This window comes from Cupriavidus necator A5-1, assembly GCF_000744095.1.
GTDB lineage: Bacteria > Pseudomonadota > Gammaproteobacteria > Burkholderiales > Burkholderiaceae > Cupriavidus > Cupriavidus necator_A.
This window is the reverse complement of sequence record NZ_JQLI01000008.1, coordinates 592,202-610,463: the sequence shown is the minus strand read 5'-3', so window position 1 is coordinate 610,463 and position 18,262 is coordinate 592,202. Positions and strand designations below refer to the sequence as shown.

Annotated in this window: 16 protein-coding genes; 3 read left to right on the top strand and 13 right to left on the bottom strand. The window is 65.8% G+C overall.

The features are described from left to right. Positions 1-41: 41 nt before the first annotated feature. The 6 genes from K307_RS26995 to K307_RS26970 all read right to left on the bottom strand — a co-directional run bounded on the left by K307_RS26995 (position 42) and on the right by K307_RS26970 (position 7,494). The gene (locus tag K307_RS26995) at positions 42-857 is read right to left on the bottom strand and encodes an ABC transporter ATP-binding protein (RefSeq protein ID WP_042883905.1); all 816 of its coding nucleotides are present in this window, start codon (positions 855-857) and stop codon (positions 42-44) included. A 205-nt stretch (positions 858-1,062) separates the two neighbouring features. Continuing rightward, complete coding sequence (locus K307_RS26990; RefSeq protein ID WP_042883904.1) at positions 1,063-2,400, bottom strand: ABC transporter substrate-binding protein; 1,338 nt, start codon at positions 2,398-2,400, stop codon at positions 1,063-1,065. Between the two features lie 100 nt (positions 2,401-2,500). Further along, positions 2,501-3,577 (bottom strand): branched-chain amino acid ABC transporter permease, encoded by a 1,077-nt coding sequence (locus K307_RS26985; protein WP_042883903.1) that lies wholly within the window; start codon positions 3,575-3,577, stop codon positions 2,501-2,503. Between the two features lie 24 nt (positions 3,578-3,601). Continuing rightward, positions 3,602-4,516, bottom strand: coding sequence for a branched-chain amino acid ABC transporter permease (locus K307_RS26980; RefSeq protein WP_042883902.1), 915 nt, complete (start codon positions 4,514-4,516; stop codon positions 3,602-3,604). A 32-nt stretch (positions 4,517-4,548) separates the two neighbouring features. Continuing rightward, a complete protein-coding gene (locus tag K307_RS26975; RefSeq protein ID WP_042883901.1) occupies positions 4,549-5,511 on the bottom strand; it encodes an ABC transporter ATP-binding protein in 963 nt (320 codons plus the stop codon). 24 nt (positions 5,512-5,535) lie between these two features. Beyond that, the gene (locus K307_RS26970) at positions 5,536-7,494 is read right to left on the bottom strand and encodes an AMP-dependent synthetase/ligase (RefSeq protein WP_042883900.1); all 1,959 of its coding nucleotides are present in this window, start codon (positions 7,492-7,494) and stop codon (positions 5,536-5,538) included. A 278-nt stretch (positions 7,495-7,772) separates the two neighbouring features. Between K307_RS26970 and K307_RS26965 the strand changes: the two genes are divergently transcribed. Both K307_RS26965 and K307_RS26960 read left to right on the top strand, forming a co-directional pair. Further along, the gene (locus tag K307_RS26965) at positions 7,773-8,441 is read left to right on the top strand and encodes a Crp/Fnr family transcriptional regulator (RefSeq protein WP_022533357.1); all 669 of its coding nucleotides are present in this window, start codon (positions 7,773-7,775) and stop codon (positions 8,439-8,441) included. 1 nt (position 8,442) lies between these two features. Continuing rightward, positions 8,443-8,865: a DUF3293 domain-containing protein gene (locus K307_RS26960; RefSeq protein ID WP_042883899.1), complete on the top strand. Its 423-nt coding sequence runs from the start codon at positions 8,443-8,445 to the stop codon at positions 8,863-8,865. Between the two features lie 49 nt (positions 8,866-8,914). Here the strand turns inward: K307_RS26960 and K307_RS46610 are convergent, their stop codons facing one another. From K307_RS46610 to K307_RS26940, 5 genes are all read right to left on the bottom strand, one after another. Next, the gene (locus K307_RS46610; RefSeq protein ID WP_080745245.1) at positions 8,915-9,247 is read right to left on the bottom strand and encodes a hypothetical protein; all 333 of its coding nucleotides are present in this window, start codon (positions 9,245-9,247) and stop codon (positions 8,915-8,917) included. A gap of 218 nt (positions 9,248-9,465) precedes the next feature. Next, the gene (locus tag K307_RS26955) at positions 9,466-10,368 is read right to left on the bottom strand and encodes a 3-hydroxybutyryl-CoA dehydrogenase (protein ID WP_230626366.1); all 903 of its coding nucleotides are present in this window, start codon (positions 10,366-10,368) and stop codon (positions 9,466-9,468) included. Further along, entirely contained in the window at positions 10,368-10,805 is a 438-nt protein-coding gene (locus K307_RS26950) for an HIT family protein (RefSeq protein ID WP_042883897.1), read from the bottom strand. The genes K307_RS26955 and K307_RS26950 overlap by 1 nt, the downstream gene beginning before the upstream one ends. A 139-nt stretch (positions 10,806-10,944) precedes the next feature. Then, complete coding sequence (gene icmF, locus K307_RS26945) at positions 10,945-14,235, bottom strand: fused isobutyryl-CoA mutase/GTPase IcmF (protein WP_042883896.1); 3,291 nt, start codon at positions 14,233-14,235, stop codon at positions 10,945-10,947. A gap of 266 nt (positions 14,236-14,501) precedes the next feature. Continuing rightward, on the bottom strand, positions 14,502-14,849 hold the full coding sequence (locus K307_RS26940) for a DUF2917 domain-containing protein (protein ID WP_042883895.1): 348 nt from the start codon (positions 14,847-14,849) through the stop codon (positions 14,502-14,504). Positions 14,850-15,058: 209 nt separating this feature from the next. Between K307_RS26940 and K307_RS26935 the strand changes: the two genes are divergently transcribed. Beyond that, positions 15,059-16,462: a PLP-dependent aminotransferase family protein gene (locus K307_RS26935; RefSeq protein WP_042883894.1), complete on the top strand. Its 1,404-nt coding sequence runs from the start codon at positions 15,059-15,061 to the stop codon at positions 16,460-16,462. Between the two features lie 6 nt (positions 16,463-16,468). Here the strand turns inward: K307_RS26935 and K307_RS26930 are convergent, their stop codons facing one another. Both K307_RS26930 and K307_RS26925 read right to left on the bottom strand, forming a co-directional pair. Further along, positions 16,469-17,866: an amino acid permease gene (locus K307_RS26930; RefSeq protein WP_042883893.1), complete on the bottom strand. Its 1,398-nt coding sequence runs from the start codon at positions 17,864-17,866 to the stop codon at positions 16,469-16,471. A gap of 170 nt (positions 17,867-18,036) precedes the next feature. Further along, complete coding sequence (locus K307_RS26925) at positions 18,037-18,252, bottom strand: hypothetical protein (RefSeq protein WP_042883892.1); 216 nt, start codon at positions 18,250-18,252, stop codon at positions 18,037-18,039. Positions 18,253-18,262: the final 10 nt, after the last annotated feature.

The following is an 18,262-nucleotide window of genomic DNA, read 5'->3' as shown; positions in this document are numbered from 1 at the left end:
CCGCCGGCGCGTGGTGGCAATGCCGGGTAATTTGGGTCGACTCAGGCGAGCCAGCGCTTCCTGCGCCGGTAGCTCTTCACATCGCGGAACGACTTGCGCCCGGCACCGTCCGCATCGTTGGCCGCCACACCCAGGTAGAACTCCTTCACGTCCTCGTTGGTGCGCAGCGACTCGGCGTCGCCGTCCATCACCACGCGGCCGTTTTCCAGGATGTAGCCGTAGTCGGCATAGCGCAGCGCCACCATGGTGTTCTGCTCGGCCAGCAGGAAGCTGACCTTCTCGCGCGAGTTCAGGTCGCGCACGATCTCGAAGATCTCCTCGACGATCTGCGGCGCCAGGCCCATCGACGGTTCGTCCAGCAGGATCATCGCGGGCTTGGCCATCATGGCCCGGCCGATTGCGCACATCTGCTGCTCGCCGCCCGAGGTGTAGCCCGCCTGCGACTTGCGGCGCGTCTTCAGCCGCGGGAAGTAGGCGTAGATCTTCTCCAGCTCGTCGCGCGTCTGCGCGCGCGACAGGCCGCGCGTATAGGCGCCGGTGAGCAGGTTTTCCTCGATGGTCAGGTGCGCGAAGCAGTGGCGGCCTTCCATCACCTGGATCACGCCGCGGCGCACCAGGTCGTTGGGCGTGAGCTGGTCGACACGGTCGCCGCGGTACTCGATCGAGCCCTTGGTGACGTCGCCGCGCTCGGCCTGCAACAGGTTGGAAATGGCCTTCAGCGTGGTGGTCTTGCCCGCGCCGTTGGCCCCGAGCAGTGCCACGATGCGGCCCTCGGGCACTTCGAGCGAAACGCCCTTGAGCACCAGGATCACGTGATCGTAGATGACTTCGATATTGTTGACGGACAGAAGGCTCATGGTGCGGATCGGTTGGTGTTGCTATGTAGCGTTGTGCTTTCAGGGTCTCGACTGGGTTCCCTTTCTCCCTCTGGGAGAAGGTTGGGGTGAGGGCGGGCGCTTCCACGAAGTGACAAGCATCCGCCTGGCGGCCAGCGCCTGCCCTCACCCCCGGCCCCTCTCCCGCAAGCGGGAGAGGGGAGAACCCAATCGGGATTCAGCGGCATCAAGACTTCGTACAAGCCGGCGTAATCCCCTTCTCCTTCGCGTACTGCGCCGCCGTGGCCTTGAACAGCGGGTGGATCAGGCTCTTGTTGCCCTCGATCCAGTCCGACACCACCACCCACTTGCTGCCGTCCCACTGCTGGATCTTCACCTTGCCCGAGCCCTCGTGGTTGTCGCAGCTGGTCTTGATCTCAGGCAGCAGGCCGGTGGCACCCAGTTGCTGCAGCCGAGCGTTGGTCAGGTCCAGGTTCTCGAAGGCCCAGCGCATCTGCTCGCCGGTCATGGGCTTGCCCTTGCCGAACTTTGCCTGCGCCACGCGGACTGCCTCCACCGTCACCACCGCCGCCGAGACGCCGCGGTTGTACAGCACCGAACCCACCTTATTCTTGTCCTGCATATTGCCCTTGCCGGCGCCGTAGACCACCTTCTCGATATCGGCAATCAGCGGCACGCTCTTGCCCGCGACGTTCCAGGTCGCGCTCATGTAGCCCTTGGAGGCATCACCGGCCGGCACCGTGTCTTCCTCCGAGCCTGCCCACCACGAGCCGATCATCTTGTCACGCGAGAAGCCGACCTTCTGCGCGGCCTTCAGCGCGGTCTGGTTCATCACGCCCCAGCCCCAGAAGATCACGTAGTCAGGGTTCTCCTGGCGGATCTTCAGCCACTGCGCGCCCTGCTCGTTGCCGGGGTGCGCCACCGGGATCTCGACCAGGTTGAACTTGCCCAGCTTCGCCTCGGCCTGCAGCGCCACGATCGGCTCCTTGCCATAGGCCGAGTCGTGGTACAGGTAGACGATCTTCTTGCCCGCGAGCGAGCCGCCGCTCTTCGAGGCCAGGTACTTGACGATGGCCGAGACCTGCATCTGGTACGTCGTCACCAGCGGGAACGCATACGGGAACACCGAGCCGTCCACCGCGTCGGTGCGGCCGTAGCCCATCATCACCAGCGGCACCTTGTCGGCGGCGGTCTTGTCGACCAGCGCGTACGAGATGCCGGTCGACATCGCGTGGTAGGCCGTGCCCTTGGTGGTGGCGTTCTTGGACTTCAGGCGCTCGTAGCACTCCACGCCCTTGGCGTTGTTGTACTCGGTCTCGCACTCTTCCCACGACAGCTTGACGCCGTTGACGCCGCCGTCCTTCAGGTTGACGTAGTTGAGGTAGTCGATGAAGCCGCCATACCAGGACTGCCCGTTGGCGCCATACGGCCCCACGCGATAGCTCGGCAGAGCCACGAACTGCTCGTTGCTCTGCGCCATGGCCGGCGCCGCCGGCGCCAGCAGTGCAGCCGCGGCGCTGACCACCAGGGCGGCGCGTTGCACGTTGCGAATCAGGTTGGTCATGACAGTCTCCTTCGCCCTCGGTGGAGCGTTTCGTTATGCTGAAGCGTCAAAGCTTCGGATGACATGCAGGTACTGCGGTAATCCCTTGCTTCCCTCCCCGTCAGTGAGGGAACGGCCACAGCCTCAGCTTCTCCTTGGCGATCTGCCACAGCCGGGCCAGCCCGTGCGGCTCCACGATCAGGAAGAAGATAATCAGCCCGCCGAACACCATCAGCTGGATGTGCGATACGGTGGCATTGGTGAACGGCAGGTGCAGCAGCGCGGCCAGCGGCGGCAGCACGTTGTCCAGGAAGATCGGCAACAGCAGGATGAACGCCGCGCCCAGGAACGAGCCCAGGATGCTGCCCACGCCGCCGATGATGATCATGAACAGCACGCGGAACGACAGGTCCAGCGAGAAGCCATCCGGCTCGACCGAGCCCAGGTAGCAGAACGCATACAGCGCGCCGGCCACGCCGCAGTAGAACGAGCTGACCGCGAACGCCAGCAGCTTGGTGCGCATCAGCGGGATGCCGATCACCTCGGCCGCCACGTCCATGTCGCGCACCGACATCCAGGCGCGGCCGGTGGCCGAGCGCACCAGGTTCTTGGCCACCAGCGCCAGCACCGTGACGACGCCCAGCACGAACAGGTATTTCTTCACCGGGGTGTCGATGGCGTAGCCAAACAGGTCCAGCCGCTGCGCGGTGATCACGCCCGACGAGCTGTTGTTCGAGAACCAGGGGAACTTGGTCAGCGCCCACACCACGAAGAACTGCGCCGCGAGCGTCGCCACCGCCAGGTAGAAGCCCTTGATGCGCAGCGACGGCAGGCCAAAGGCCACCCCCACAAGCGCGGCCGAAAGACCCGCCATCACGAACGTCAGCAGCACCGGCATGCCTTCCACGCGCAGCTGGAAGTTGTAGGCGGCGTAGGCACCAACCGCCATGAAGGCCGCGGTGCCCAATGACAACTGCCCGGCATAGCCGGTCAGGATATTCAGCCCCAGCGCCGCCAGCGAAAAGATCAGGAACGGGATCAGGATGGCCGAGAACCAGTATTCCGATCCCGTCAGCGGGATCAACACGAACGCCACGGCCATCAGCAGCGCAAAGCCGATGCGGTCCTGGCGGATCGGGAAGATCTGGCTGTCGGCAACGTAGCTGGTCTTGAACTGGCCGGCTTCACGATAAAACATGGCAAGTCTCCTGTGCGAAGTCGGTCAGACGCGGTCGATGTGCTTCTCGCCGAACAGCCCTTCAGGCCGCACCAGCAGGAAAAGCAAGGCAAACACATATGGGAACCACCCTTCGATGCCGCCGAAGTTGCCGCCGAACATCGACTGGAACACCGGCGGGATATAGATCTCCGCCAGCTTCTCCGACGCGCCGATGATCAGCCCGCCGACGATGGCGCCGGGCACCGAGGTGAAGCCGCCCAGAATCAGCACCGGCAGCGCCTTGAGCGCGGTCAGCGTCAGCGCGAACTGCACGCCATTGCGCGAGCCCCACAGCATGCCGGCCACCAGCGCAACGAAACCCGCCACGCCCCACACGATCGCCCAGATGTTCTGCAGCGGGATGCCCAACGACAGCGCCGCCTGGTGGTCGTCAGCCACCGCGCGCAGCGCGCGGCCGACCTTGGTGTACTGGAAGAACAGCGCCAGCGATCCGACCAGCACGCCGGCGATGGCCGCCGCGGCAAGATCGAACTTGGAGAGCACGATGTTGAAGTTGGTCATGATCGACTCGATCGGCTCGTCGACGATGCCCAGGTTGATCGGACGCACTTCGTTGCCGAACAACAGCGGTCCCAGGCCCTCGAGGAAGAACGACAGCCCGATGGTCGCCATGAACAGCGTGATCGGCGGCTGGTTGACCAGCTTGCGCAGCACGAAGCGCTCGGTGCTCATGCCGACCAGGATCATCACCACGAAGGCGCCGATCACGGCCGCCCACATCGGCATGCCCTTGTCCATCAACCCCACCACCGCCAGCGCGGCAAAGTAGACCATCGCGCCCTGGGCAAAGTTGAACACGCCCGAAGCCTTGTAGATCAGCACGAAGCCCAGCGCCACCAGCGAGTACATCAGGCCCGACAGCAGGCCGCCGATCAGGATTTCAAAGAAGAACGTCATGGTTTGCCTTTGCTTGCTTGCGTGCCAGCCAGTCAGTGCGAAGTGCCGAGGTAGGCCTTGATCACATCCGGATTGCCCTTGACCTCGTCCGGCGTGCCGTCACCGATCTTCTTACCGTAGTCGAGCACCACCACGCGGTCGGAGATATCCATCACCACGCCCATGTCGTGCTCGATCAGCACGATGGTGGTGCCGAACTGCCGGTTCACGTCGAGGATGAAGCGGCACATGTCCTGCTTCTCCTCCACGTTCATTCCGGCCATCGGTTCATCCAGCAGCAGCATCGAGGGCTCGGCCGCCAGCGCGCGCGCCAGTTCCACGCGCTTCTGCAGGCCGTACGGCAGGCGCCCGACTGGCGTCTTGCGGATCGACTGGATCTCCAGGAAGTCGATCACTTCCTCGACCTTCTGGCGATGGCGCATCTCTTCGTTGCGCGCCGGGCCCCACCACAGCGCATGCGCGAACAAGCCCGTGCGGAACTGGGTGTTGCGCCCGGTCATGATGTTGTCCAGCACCGTCATGCCTTTGAACAGCGCGATATTCTGGAACGTGCGCGCGATACCCTGGCGCGCAGCGGCGGTGGGGTGCATCTGCTTGCGCTCCTCGCCGCGGAACACGATGCGCCCTTGCTGCGGGTGGTACACGCCGTTGATCACGTTCAGCATCGAACTCTTGCCCGCGCCGTTGGGACCGATGATGGCGCGCACCTCGTGCTCGCACACGTCGAACGAGATGTCGGTCAGCGCCTTCACGCCGCCGAACGACAGCGAGATATGCTGCAGGTCCAGGATCACCTCGCCGCCGGTGCGCGCCTGCGCGCCGGTGCGCTGCGAATGGCGCGTACCGGGTTGCGCGCCGCTGTCGTCAGCCAGTCCTGCCGGAGACAGCGGACCCGCGGGCGCGATCGCACCGCTGCTCCCTGCGCCGCTGGCATCCGTGCGTGCCGTCCCCGTCCATTTGCGCTGTCCCGCGCCTTGCCAGGCCACTTGCGTCATCTTGCTGCCTCCGCCTTATGCCTCTTATGCCGCGCGCGCCGCCACCGGCAGGCGCTTCGCATCTACCAGCTTCAGCGTGGCCGACACGCTGCCCTCGCGCCCGTCTTCAAACTTGACGCGCGTCTCGATGAACTGCTCGGACTTGCCCGCATAGAGCGCCTCCACCAGCACGCCGTATTTCTCGGCGATAAAGCCGCGGCGCACCTTGCGCGTGCGCGTCAGCTCGTCGTCGTCCGGGTCCAGTTCCTTGTGCAGGATCAGGAAGCGCGCGACCTGCGAACCGGCCAGCATCGGATCGTTGGCGAGGTCCGCGTTCACCTGGTTCACGCATTCGCCGATCATCTCGATCACGTCCGGCTGCGCGGCCAGGTCGACATAGCCCGCATACGGCAGGTGGCGCCGCTCGGCCCAGTTGCCGACCGCCTCGAAGTCGATGTTGATAAAGGCGCAGACCATGTCGCGGTCGTTGCCGAAGGCCACCGCTTCCTTGATGTACGGGAAGAACTTGAGCTTGTTCTCGATGTACTTGGGCGCGAACATCGAGCCATCGGCCAGCTTGCCCACGTCCTTGGCGCGGTCGATGATCTTCAGGTGCCCGTCGGTGTCGATCACGCCGGCGTCGCCGGTCATGAAGTAGCCCTCGTCGTTGATGGCCTCGCGCGTGGCGTCGTCGCGCTTGTAGTAGGACTTGAGCAGGCCCACGCCGCGCACCAGCACCTCGCCGTTCTCTGCGATGCGGATTTCCATGCCGGGCGCGGCCGGTCCGACGGAGTCGAACTTGACCTGGCCGTCGGGCTGCAGGCACACATAGGCGCAGGTCTCGGTCTGGCCGTAGAACTGCTTCAGGTTCACGCCGATCGAGCGGTAGAAGCGGAACAGGTCCGGCCCGATCGCCTCGCCCGCGGTGTAGCCCACGCGGATGCGGCTCATGCCGAGCACGTTGCGCAGGGGGCCGTAGACCAGCGCTTCGCCCAGCGCATAGCGCATGCGGTCGGCGAAGGACACCGGGCGGCCGTCGAGGATGTCGGCGCCGCAGCGGCGCGCCACGTCCATGGCCCAGTGGAACAGCTTGCGCTTGATCCAGCCCGCATCCTCCATGCGGATCATCACCTGCGTCAGCAGGCCTTCATAGATGCGCGGGGGCGCAAAGTAATAGGTGGGGCCGATCTCGCGCAGGTCGGTCATCACCGTTTCGCGCGACTCCGGGCAGTTCACCGTGAAGCCCGCCACCATCGCCTGTGCGTACGAGAACAGGTTGTCGCCCACCCAAGCCATTGGCAAGTAGGACAGCACATCGTCGTCGGCGTTGAGCTTGTCGAAAGCGCAACCATTGCGCGCCGCGCCCATCAGGCCGGCATGCGAATGGCACACGCCCTTGGGCTTGCCGGTGGTGCCGGAGGTGTAGAGGATGATCGCGGTGTCGTCGGGCTGGCCCGCGGCGATCGCTTCCTCATAGAAGCCCGGATGCGCCTGGTCGAACTCGCGGCCAAGTTCCTGCAACCGCTCGTACGAGATCAGCGACGGATGGTCGTAGTCGAGCAGGCCGCGCGGGTCTTCATAGATGACGTGGCGCACGGCGCGGCCGGAAGTGGCCAGCTGCGCTTCGACCTCAAGCAGCTTGTCGACCTGCTCCTGGTCCTCGACGATGGCGAACTCGATCTCCGCATCGTTGAGCACGTAGATCATCTCGTTGGCGATGGCGTCCTGGTACAGCGGTACCGGCACGCCGCCGAGGGCCTGCGCCGCGGTCATGGCCCAGTACAGGCGCGGGCGGTTGTCGCCCACCACTGCCAGGTTCATGCCGCGCCTGAAACCGAGTGCCGCCAGCCCACAAGCCAGCGCCCTCACCTGCTGCGCCGCCTGGGCCCAGCTGTATGTCTGCCAGATGCCTAGATCCTTCTCGCGATAAGCCGGATGATCCGGCCGCTGCTGGGCGTGCGCCAGCAGCCATCGCGGGAAGGTCGTCGCCGACGATTCCTGCATCGCTGTCTCCTGTCCCTCCGGCGTGGGGGTCCACGCTGGTGTCAAGCGCCGGTCCGGTCGTTATACTTGGCTTGCTTTGCCCGGCGGCATCTGCCGCATTGCATCAAGCCCGTCTGTGCCTGTTCTGAGGGGGGCCGGGAAAGCCTTTTCGTCTTTCCCGGCGTGCCCCGTGTGGCACCCGCGGTTCCGTTGTGATCGTACGATAGCCCATGCCAACCACCCGGGTTGTCACGCCGGTGACAATTCCGGGTTAATCCCTACCGGAGCCATTCCAGGCCATGCTGAACGATTTTGTCGACCGCTGCGTGTGGGCAGCAGACCTGAGCCCCGAGCAGCGCGAGCGCGTGCGCCGCGCCATGTTCGTGCACGAGTACAGCCAGGGCGACTACGTCTGCCACAAGGGCGACATCGCCGAGCACTGGATGGGCGTGCTCGAAGGCATCGTCAAGATCACCACGGTGTCGCCATCGGGCAAGTCGGTCACCTTCACCGGCGTGCCCACCGGCGGCTGGTTCGGCGAAGGCGCGGTACTCAAGTCGGAGATCCGCAAGTACGATGTGATGGCGCTGCGCCGCTCGACCATCGCCTTCCTGCCGCGCGACACTTTTCAGTGGTTGCTGGATACCAGCCTGCCGTTCACGCGCTTTTTGCTGACGCAGTTCAACGAGCGCCTGGGGCAGTTCATTGCGGCGGTGGAATACGAGCGGCTGCTCGACATCGATTCGCGCGTGGCGCGCGCGGTGTCATCACTCTTTAACGAGCACCTGTATCCGGGGATCGGGAAGACGCTGGAGATCTCGCAGGAAGAGATCGGCCTGCTCGCCGGCATTTCGCGCCAGCGCGCCAACCAGGCGCTGAAGGTATTGGAGCAGCAGGGGCTGGTGCGTGTGGACTACGGCGTGATCGAGGTGCTGGACCTGGAGGGGTTGCGGCAGTACGGGGAATAGCGTGTCCACCGCCATCGATGACGCTACGCTGCGGGCCTATCGCGAGACGCACTATCGCGTGCGGGGCGATATGCCGATGACCTTGCGCATCGACCAGGCCAGCGTCCCGCTGGCGGCGCTGCACCGCGCCCATGGGGTGGCATCGAGCGCCTTCATTACCGCCGCCAACCCGTTCAGCCAGCGCTGCGACGATGCCGCCAACCTGCGCCGCCAGCAGGCACTGGCGCAGGACGTGGCGCAGATGGGATTGCGAGCGATCGACGCCGCCGGCGAGCACCCGTCCAACGGCTGGCCGGCCGAGCCGAGCTTGCTGGTGCCCGGGTTGTCGCTGGAGGAGGCGCGCCGGCTGGGCGAGAAATACGAACAGAACGCGGTGGTGTGGAGCGGCGCGGACGCGGTGCCGCGGCTGGTGCTGCTGCGCTGAGCGCCACGCCGTCCGAAGGCCTTTGCCGGCGCGTCAACCGGCGGGAAGTTCAGTGGCCGTGGCCGCGGTGACCGTGATGCCCGCCGTGACCATGGTGGCCGTGCCCGTGATGGCGATAGTGGTCCCGATGATGGTGATCGCCACCGCGCCACTCATGGCGGCCATACCAGCGCCGTCCGTCCCAGTAGCGGTCGCCGTGCCAGCCATGGTAGCGCGGCGCATAGACCACGGGCGGCGGTGGCGCCACATAGACGGGCGCCGGTGCCACGTAGACCGGCGCGCCGACATGCACGCCCACATCGACGTGGGCCATCGCGGAGCGGGCAGCCAGCAGGGAGATCGCACCGGCCAGCAGGGCGGCAACAAGAACCGGAGGGAGCATTGTAATTCTCTTGGCGTAAACGGAAGGGTGCACTCTACCGCGCATTCCTGTTACTGGATGCGGCGGAGTGTTTCGGCATATAACGCCGTGTAAGCGGGATTTGGCAGCCCGGCGGCGGGCAGCCCGGAATGGCCGGCGGCCGCGCGAAGCGGCCGCCGGTACACAAGGCCCGCCGCTGTGGGGCGGCGGCCTGTCACATGCGGCAGGTGCCGCGTGGATTACTTTTTGTAGACGTACACGCCGCGGCCGGTCTTGCGGCCCAGGTAGCCCGCAGCGACCATTTCGCGCATCAGCATGGCCGGGCGGTACTTGGGATCGGCAAACTCGGTGTACAGCACCTCCATCACGGCCAGCATGGTATCCAGGCCGATCATGTCGGCCAGCGCCAGTGGCCCGATCGGGTGGTTGCAGCCCAGCTTCATGCCTTCATCGATTTCCTCCGGCGAGGCCAAGCCTTCGCCCAGCACGCAGAAGGCTTCATTGATCATCGGGCACAGGATGCGGTTGACCACGAAGCCCGGGCTGTTCTTGACCGTGATCGGGTACTTGCCCAGTTCCCTGGCCAGCGCTTCCACGGCGGCGTGGGTGGCGTCGCTGGTCTGCAGGCCGCGGATCAGTTCCACCAGCGCCATCACCGGCACCGGGTTGAAGAAGTGCATGCCGATAAAGCGGTCGGCGCGCGAGGTCACCGCGGCCAGCTTGGTGATCGAGATCGACGAGGTGTTGGACGCGATGATCACGTTCTCGCCGACGATGCCGTCGATCTGCTTGAGGATCTTGACCTTCAGGTCATAGTTCTCGGTGGCGGCCTCGATCACGATATCGGTGGCCTTCAGATCGTCATACGACGTGCTGCCCTTGATGCGCGCCAGCGCCGCGGCCTTGTCGGCCTCGGTCAGCTTCTCTTTCTTGATCAGCCGGTCCAGGCTGCCCGCCACGGTGGCCACGCCCTTCTGCACGGCGGCGTCGCTGATGTCCACCATCACCACGTTGAGACCCACTACCGCGCAGGCCTGGGCGATGCCATTGCCCATGGTGCCGGCACCGACGATGCCCACTGTCCTGATTGCCATCTTGTCTTCCTCTGTCTGCTGGTTGGATTGTGTTCGATTGTTCCGGATCAGGCCGCCTGCTCGCGCAGCGCGGCGATGATGCGCTCGGCGTGCCCCTTGAGCAGGTCCGGATCCTGCATCTCGCGCGCGTGACCGCGCAGCGCGTGGTCGTTATAGCGCGGCACGATATGGAAATGCACGTGCGGCACGGTCTGGCCCGCGGCCGCGCCGTTGAACTGGCCGATCGAGATGCCGTCCGGCGAGAACGCGGCACGCACCGCGCGCGCCACACGCTGCGTGGCCCGGATGGCGGCCTCGGCGCCCTGCTCGGACAGGTCGAACAGGTTGACCGCGGCTTCCTTGGGCACCACCAGCGTATGGCCGTCGGCCTGCGGCATGATGTCCATGAAGGCGATGGTGTCGTCGTCCTCGTACACCTTGATGCACGGCATCTCGCCGCGCAGGATCTTCGCGAAGATGTTGTTCGGGTTGTACTGGCTGTCCATGGTCTTGTATTGCGGTTGTCTCGGATTTTGCAGCCGGTGCGATGCTGGATTCGCCGCGGCGCAGCATTCGAGTGTAACGCAGGGCGGCCGTTCACTGCGGCCGCTCTGCGCGATAAACGAGCACTGCGTGAGCCCGGGTCTACATATTGCGCCGGTACTGCCCGCCGACCTCGAACAGCGCATGTGTGATCTGCCCAAGCGAGCAAACCCGCACCGCGTCCATCAGCACCGCGAACACATTCTGGTTGTCGATCACCGCCTGGCGCAGCCGCTGCAGCATCGCCGGCGCCTCGTCCGCATGCGCCTGCTGGAAGGCCTGCAGCCGGTCGAGCTGGCTCTGCTTCTCGGCCTCGCTCGAGCGCGCCAGTTCCAGCTTCTGCGGGATCGGATCGCCCTCGGGGTTGCGGAAGGTGTTCACGCCGATGATGGGCAGCGTTCCGTCGTGCTTGAGCTGCTCGTAGTAGAGCGACTCTTCCTGGATCTTGCCGCGCTGGTAGCCGGTCTCCATCGCGCCCAGCACCCCGCCGCGCTCGGCGATGCGCTCGAATTCCTGCAGCACTGCCTCTTCCACCAGGTCGGTCAGTTCCTCGATCAGGAAGCTTCCCTGGTTGGGGTTCTCGCACTTGGCCACGCCCCACTCGCGGTTGATGATGAGCTGGATCGCCAGCGCGCGGCGCACCGATTCGCCGGTGGGCGTGGTGATCGCTTCGTCGTAGGCGTTGGTGTGCAGCGAATTGCAGTTGTCGTAGATCGCGATCAGTGCCTGCAGCGTGGTGCGGATATCGTTGAAGTCGATCTCCTGCGCGTGCAGCGAGCGGCCCGAGGTCTGGATGTGGTACTTGAGCTTCTGGCTGCGCTCGTTGGCGCCGTACTTGTCGCGCATCGTCACCGCCCAGATGCGGCGCGCCACGCGGCCCAGCACGCTGTACTCGGGGTCCATGCCGTTGGAGAAGAAGAACGACAGGTTGGGCGCGAAGTCATCGATATGCATGCCGCGCGCCAGGTAGGCCTCCACGTAGGTGAAGCCGTTGGCGAGCGTGAAGGCGAGCTGCGAGATCGGGTTCGCGCCGGCCTCGGCGATGTGGTAGCCCGAGATCGACACCGAGTAGAAGTTGCGCACCTGATGGTGGACGAAGTACTCCTGGATATCGCCCATCACCTTGAGCGAGAACTCGGTGGAGAAGATGCAGGTGTTCTGGCCCTGGTCTTCCTTGAGGATGTCGGCCTGCACCGTACCGCGCACGTTCTGCAGCACCCAGCCGCGGATCTTGCCTTCTTCGTCGGCGGTGGGCTCGCGCTGGTTGTCGGCGCGGAACTTGTCGAGCTGCTGGTCGATGGCGGTGTTCATGAACATCGCCAGGATGGTCGGCGCCGGGCCGTTGATGGTCATCGACACCGAGGTCGACGGGCTGGTCAGGTCGAAGCCGTCGTACAGTACCTTCAAGTCGTCGAGCGTAGCGATCGACACGCCGGAGTTGCCGACCTTGCCGTAGATATCGGGGCGCACGTGCGGGTCTTCACCATACAGCGTGACCGAGTCGAATGCGGTCGACAGACGCTTGGCGTCCATGCCTTCGGACACCAGCTTGAAGCGCCGGTTGGTGCGGAACGCGTCGCCCTCGCCGGCGAACATGCGCGTGGGGTCCTCGTTCTCGCGCTTGAACGCGAACACGCCGGCGGTGTACGGAAAGCTGCCGGGCACGTTCTCGCGCATCAGCCACTTCAGCACCTCGCCGTCGTCCTCGAAGCGCGGCAGCACCACCTTGCGCACCTTGGTGCCGGACAGCGTGGTGGTGACCAGCCCGGTGCGGATCTCCTTGTCACGGATCTTCACTACGTACTCGTCGCCGCTGTAGGCTTCGCGCATCTGCGGCCACATCGCCAGCAGCTTGCGCTCCACCTGGCCGAGGGCGTTGTCGCGCTCTGCCGCCAGCGCATCCAGCGCCGCGCCATCTCCCTGCGCGGCCTGCAGCATGCGGCTCGATTCACGCAGCTGCTGGCGCTCGCGCGCGATGCGGCTCTGCTCCATCACGCGGCGGTGGTAGCCGCGCACGGCGTCGGCCAGTTCCGCCAGGTAGCGGCTGCGCGCGGGGGGCACGATCACGTTCTGGCCGGTGGAGATGCGCCCCCACAGCGCGGGCAGCGTGCCCGGCTGCAGCTTCAGGCCGCGTTCGGCCAGCGCCTCGCGCAGGCCCTGGTACAGCATGGTCACGCCGTCGTCATTGAAGCGCGAGGCCTGCGTGCCGTACACCGGCATATCTTCGGCCTTGCCATGCCATTGCTCGCGGTTGCGCTGCACTTGCTTGGCGACATCGCGCCAGGCGTCCTGCGCCCCCTTGCGGTCGAACTTGTTAATGGCAACGAAGTCGGCGAAGTCCAGCATGTCGATCTTCTCGAGCTGGCTGGCCGCGCCGAACTCCGGTGTCATCACATACAGCGACAGGGCCACGTGCGGCACGATGGCCGCGTCGCCCTGGCCGATGCCCGAGGTCTCGACGATCACCAGGTCGAAGCCCGCCACCTTGCACGTGGCGATCACGTCCGGCAGCGCCTGTGAGATCTCCGAGCCCGCCTCGCGCGTCGCCATCGAGCGCATGAAGATGTTCGGATGGTTGATCGCGTTCATGCGGATGCGGTCGCCCAGCAGCGCGCCGCCCGACTTGCGGCGCGAGGGGTCGATCGAGATCACGGCGATGGACAGCGCATCCTGCTGGTCGAGGCGGAAGCGGCGGATCAGCTCGTCGGTCAGCGACGATTTGCCCGCGCCACCGGTGCCGGTGATGCCGAGCACCGGGATCGATGCCGCTGCCGCTTGCGTATGCATCGTTTGCACCAGCGCCGGATCGGCCTTGCCGTTCTCCAGCGCGGTGATCAGCTGCGCCAGCGCGCGGCGGTCGCCGCCGGCGACGGATTCGAGCGTGGTGGGCGCATAGCGCGACAGGTCGATATCGCAGCGCTGCACCATGTCGGCAATCATGCCGGCCAGGCCCATGCGCTGCCCGTCCTCCGGGCTGTAGATGCGCGCCACGCCGTAGGCTTGCAACTCGCGGATCTCGTCCGGGACTATCACGCCGCCGCCGCCGCCGAACACCTGCACGTGCTCGCCGCCCTTCTCGCGCAGCAGATCGACCATGTACTTAAAGAACTCGACATGGCCGCCCTGGTAGCTGGAGATCGCGATGCCCTGCGCGTCTTCCTGCAGCGCCGCGGTCACGATCTCCTCGACGGAGCGGTTGTGGCCAAGGTGGACCACCTCGCAGCCGTGCGACTGCAGGATGCGGCGCATGATGTTGATCGAGGCGTCATGGCCGTCGAACAGCGACGCCGCCGTGACAAAGCGCACCTTGTTGACCGGACCGCGGCCCTGCGCGGTGGGCTTGGGCTGCGGCGCGCCGCGGCGCACATCTTGCACATCGGAAAGGTCGGTCATTGTCTCCACCGTTTCTGGTGTTGGCTGCTACCGCGCGGCGTCCGCCCGGGATGCCGTTCTGTGCCGGCTTGGCTGGAAACGCGCGGGCTGCGCCCCGGTTGGGGCCGATCGATTATATGACGTTGACGTAAACGTAAATCAATGGGGCGGAACCCCGAGGCTGGCGTTCGGTGTCCTTATAGAGTAGGTGTCGGGGGTGGGTGTCGGGCAAGCAAAAGGCCACCTGACGGTGGCCTTGCGTGGAGATCCGAATCCCTTCGCGAGACTCATCGGCATAACGCCCAGATCCTCGGGCATTCCCCGAACGCATCCGTGCTGTGCTCTTCCACACGATGGCGCATCACGCGCAGCCACGCGGCCACGCGTCGCAGCGACCACGGGGCCGGCGTTTGCGCCAGCGTGAAGCGCGCACCCGGACCGTCGCCCGACAGCCATACCCGGTAGCCCTCCGGCAGCGCCAGTTCGGCGCCCGGCTCCAGCCAGATATCGTTGGGATCACCCTCGACCGTCACCCACAGCTTGCCCGCCGCCGCGCAGACGGTCTGCCCGTAACCGGCGCGCCAGCTCACTGGCTGGCCGGGCTCGTCCAGTTCGAAAGTCCGTAGTTCGCGCATGATCGCACTCCTCTTCAGCTCGGCGGTCACGTCCGGTGCCGGCCCCTGGATGCCAAATAACCTCGGTAGCCGGCGCCTTTCTCCGCCATGCTTCCATTATTCGCATCCTTCACTACAATCCCATGTACAGTTGTGAACAGTTTTCGATGAACTGTTCAGTAGTTTTCCCTGACAGTTGCTTCCTCCGGTTCCCCCCGGCTGCCCTGCCTATGAAACTAATTTTAGATGCTTCTACCGGAATTCCACTGACCGATCAGATCGTCAACGGCGTGAAGTCGTGGATCGGCAACCGCGAGGCTCGGCCTGGCGCAAAGCTGCCGTCGATCCGGCTGCTGGCGGCCGAGAACGGCATCAGCCGCTTCCCGGTGATCGAGGCCTATGACCGGCTGGTTTCGCAGGGACTGCTGGATTCGCGCCAGGGTTCGGGCTTCTATGTGGCGGACAGTCCGCTGGCGGGGCGTTCGGCGTGCGGCTGGTCGGATCCGAGCCTGGCCGAAGACCTGTCGGACCACATCATCGAGCAGTTCAACCACCCCAGCGGCACGCTCAAGCTGGCTGGCGGCTTCGTGCCCGAGACCTGGCGCGACGTGGAAGGACTGCAGCAGGCGATCCGCGCGATCTCGCGCACCGAAATCGACAGCGTGATCCACTACGCCACGCCGATGGGCCATCCGGAACTGCGCCGCCAGGTGCTGCTGCGCGTGCGCCAGCTGGGCATCGCCGCCGAGCTGCCACAGGTACTGATCACCAGCGGCGCCAGCCAGGCGCTGGACCTGGTGGTGCGCCACCTGCTCAAGCCCGGCGACACGGTCTTCGTCGAAGACCCCGGCTACTACAACCTGTTCGGCCTGCTGAGGCTGCACGGCGTGCAACTGGTGGGCGTGCCGCACACGCCCCACGGCCCCGACCCGGATGCCACCGAGGCGCTGCTGCGCCAGCACAAGCCCAAGCTGTTCTTCACCAACAGCGTGCTGCAGAATCCGACTGGCTCGACGCTGGCGCCGCCGGCAGCGTTCCGCCTGCTGGAGCTGGCGCGCCGGCATGGCTTCCGCTTTGTCGAGGACGATATCTTTTCGGACTTCCAGACGCACTTCACCGACCGGCTCGCGACGCTGGACCAGCTCGAGCAGGTGATCTACATCGGCGGCTTTTCCAAGACGGTGTCGGCCTCGCTGCGGATCGGCTACCTGGTGGCGGACAAGGCGCTGATCAAGGACCTGGTCGACGTGAAGGTGCTGACCAGCGTGGCCGGCTCGCACTTCGCGGAAGCGGTCACGGCCGCGCTGCTGGAGCGCGGCGGCTATCGCAAGTACGTGGAGCGGCTGCGCCTGCGCGTGCGCGAGGCCTCGGCCAATGCGGTGCGACAGCTCACCGGCTGCGGCTGGGAGGTGTTCTGCGAGCCGTCGGGCGGCAACTTCTTGTGGGCGCGCCCGCCCGGCATCGAGGATTCGCGCGAGCTGGTGACGCTGGGCGAGGAATACGGCGTGACGCTGGCACCGGGCAATTACTTCCGCCCGGGCGGCGAGACCTCGGCCTGGATCCGGATCAATGCCGCCTATGCCAACGAGCCGCGCGCGGTGGCCTTCATGAAGGCGGCAGCCGAACGCGGTTGATAGGTGTCAGCCCCCGTGGTTATGCAGCACGGCATTGCGCCGCGCGTAGCCAAAGTAGATCACCAGCCCCACCACCAGCCACACCAGGAAGGCGATCCACGTCAGCGCCTGCAGGTGCGCCATCAGGAACAGGCAGAAGCCGACCGACAGCAGCGGCACCACCGGCACGCCCGGGCAGCGGAACGCGCGCGGCAATTCCGGGCGCGTCTTGCGCAGCACCAGCACCGCCACCGAGATCAGCGTAAAGGCCGCCAGCGTGCCGATATTGATCAGTTCGGCCAGCACGTTCAGCGGCACGAAGGCGGCAATCGCGGCGAACACGATGCCCACGGTCCAGGTGGCGAAATACGGCGTCGCATGCACCGGGTGCACCGACGACAGCCGCTCCGGCAGCAGCCCGTCGCGCGACATCGCGAAGATCACGCGGGTCTGGCCGTAGGTCATCACCAGGATCACCGTGGTCATGCCCAGGATCGCGCCCAGGTCGACAAAGCCCGCCACCCAGTTCTCGCCGGCGAATTGCAGTGCCAGCGACACCGGATGGTCGACGCCGGCAAACTTGGCGAACGGCACGATGCCGGTCATGATCGCCGCCACCGTGACATACAGCACCGTGCACACCGCCAGCGAACCGATGATGCCGACCGGCAGGTCGCGGCGCGGGTTGCGCACTTCTTCCGCGGCCGAAGTCACTGCATCGAAGCCGATAAAGGCAAAGAACACCAGCGCCGCGGCATTGAAGATGCCGCTGAAGCCGAACGGCGCGAACGGCCGCCAGTTGGCCGGCTGCACATGCCACACGCCGACCGCGATAAACAGCAGCACCACGCCGATCTTGACCGCGACCATCAGGTTGTTGATGCGCGTCGATTCGCGCACGCCGTACGACACCACCCAGGTGATCGCCAGCATGATCAGGCACGCCGGCAGGTTCAGCAGCGTCTGCACGCCCGGCACCGAACCCGGCGCCGCGGTCAGCGCCGCCGGCAGCTTCAGCCCGAAGCCCGCCATCAGCGACTGGAAATAGCCCGACCAGCCTACCGACACCGCCGAGGTGGCCAGCCCGTACTCCAGCAGCAGGTCCCAGCCGATCATCCACGCGACGATCTCGCCCAGCGTGGCGTAGCTGTAGGTGTAGATCGATCCCGACACCGGGATCGCGGAGGCGAACTCGGCGTAGCACAACGCGGCAAAGCCGCACGCCAGCGCGGCGATCACGAACGACACCGTCAGCGCCGGCCCCGCGGTCAGCGCGCCGGTGCCGGTCAGCACGAAAATGCCGGTGCCGATGATGGCGCCGATACCCATCATCACCAGGTCGATCGGACCCAGCACCTTTCTCAGGCCGTCATCGCACGCGACGGCCAGCATCGCGTCGATGTCCTTGGTGCGGAACAAGCTCATTCAGACTCCTGCTGCGGTGGCCGGGCGCGCGGCGGCATGGCGCCCGAAAAAGGGCGATAGTTTACGCCTGCGGCACGGCGCAGGCGTCACTTTTGGAATGCAGGCGCCGGGGTGCGCGTCCGCGAAATGACAGGGAATGCGGGGATGCGCGGCGCGGACCGCCGACAAGATCAGCCGCCGCAGCCCGGCGCCGAGAGGATGCCGTCCACACGCGCGAATGCGGTGGCCAGCGGATCGAGCGCCAGCACGGCGGCGGCACAGAACGCAAGCAAGGCCAGGGCTGCGATTCTTGCGCGCAGCGGCCACGGCAGCGCCCACGCTGCCAGCGCCAGGGGCAGCAGCGTGGAACCGGCAAGGAGGAGCCGCAGCAGGGTCTGCGCAATCATGGCTGGTACA